Below are 1,156 nucleotides of genomic sequence, written 5' to 3' on the forward strand. Positions count from 1 at the left end.
TCTCTGCCATTACGCTTAAAAGTTACATTTTCATAGTGTAATATTTCTTCCATAAAAATATCCTTCTTTTTCCAAAATTTTTAGATTCTAAATTCTATTAGTAATCTCAGTTCCCATTTCATCAGTTCCAACTTTCTTCATACCATCTGTATAAATATCAGCTGTTCTAAATCCTGCTTCTAATACTTCTTCCACAGCTTTTTCTATTGCATCGGCCTCTTTTTGAAGATTAAATGAATATCTTAACATCATTACTGCCGAAAGTATTGTCGCTATTGGGTTTGCAATATTTTTTCCAGCTATATCAGGTGCTGAACCGTGACTTGGCTCATAAAGTCCGACTTTTCCATCTCCAAGACTCGCTGATGGCAGCATTCCAAGCGAGCCTGTAAGCATTGAAGCCTCATCTGACAAAATATCTCCAAACATATTTTCAGTCAAAATCACGTCAAATTGTCTAGGATTGGCAATCAATTGCATTGCAGCATTATCCACATACATATGCGAAACTTCCACTTCAGGATAATCTTTTGAAATTTCTTCTACAACTTTTCTCCACAATTTTGAAGTATCCAAAACATTGTGTTTATCTACGCTCGTAAGTTTTTTATTTCCAAGTTTTGCAATTTCAAACGCTTTTTTCGCAATTCTTTCAATTTCAGGTCTTGTGTAAGGAAGTGTATCAAATGCCTTTTCATCAGAATATTCCCTATGCCCAAAATAAAGCCCTCCAGTAAGCTCCCTTACTATCATCACATCAAGCCCATCTCCAATTATTTCTTCCTTCAAAGGACTCGCACTCTTTAACGATTTAAACAAAATCGCAGGACGCAAATTTGTATAAACTCCTAGTTCCTTCCTAATCGCAAGAAGCCCTCTCTCAGGACGTTTCTCAGGCTCAATATTATCCCATTTAGGCCCACCAATAGCCCCAAGCAAAATAGCATCACTATTTTTACAAACTTCCACAGTTTCACTTGACAAAGGCACTCCATATTTATCTACAGACTCCCCTCCAAGATATCCCCGAACATACTCAAATTGATGTCCAAACTTCTCTCCAACCTTGTCCAAAACCTTTATCGCCTCAGCCACTATTTCCGGCCCAATTCCATCTCCATTTAATATTGCAATTTTATAGTTCATTTTTGCACTT

The 1,156-nt window shown here is 36.9% G+C and carries 1 protein-coding gene; it reads right to left on the bottom strand.

Annotated elements, in window-relative coordinates; translation table 11 throughout:
- Positions 1 to 87: 87 nt before the first annotated feature.
- Positions 88 to 1,146 carry a 3-isopropylmalate dehydrogenase gene (gene leuB / locus Q0370_RS01765; protein WP_299571289.1) on the bottom strand — a complete coding sequence of 353 codons (1,059 nt, stop codon included), beginning with the start codon at positions 1,144 to 1,146 and terminating at the stop codon, positions 88 to 90.
- Positions 1,147 to 1,156: the final 10 nt, after the last annotated feature.

It is taken from the genome of uncultured Leptotrichia sp., from assembly GCF_938036635.1.
Classification (GTDB): Bacteria; Fusobacteriota; Fusobacteriia; order Fusobacteriales; family Leptotrichiaceae; genus Leptotrichia; species Leptotrichia hongkongensis.

Excerpts from the sequence above, each read along its gene's own strand:
- leuB (WP_299571289.1), bottom strand. The coding sequence starts at position 1,146 with ATGAACTATAAAATTGCAATATTAAATGGAGATGGAATTGGGCCGGAA.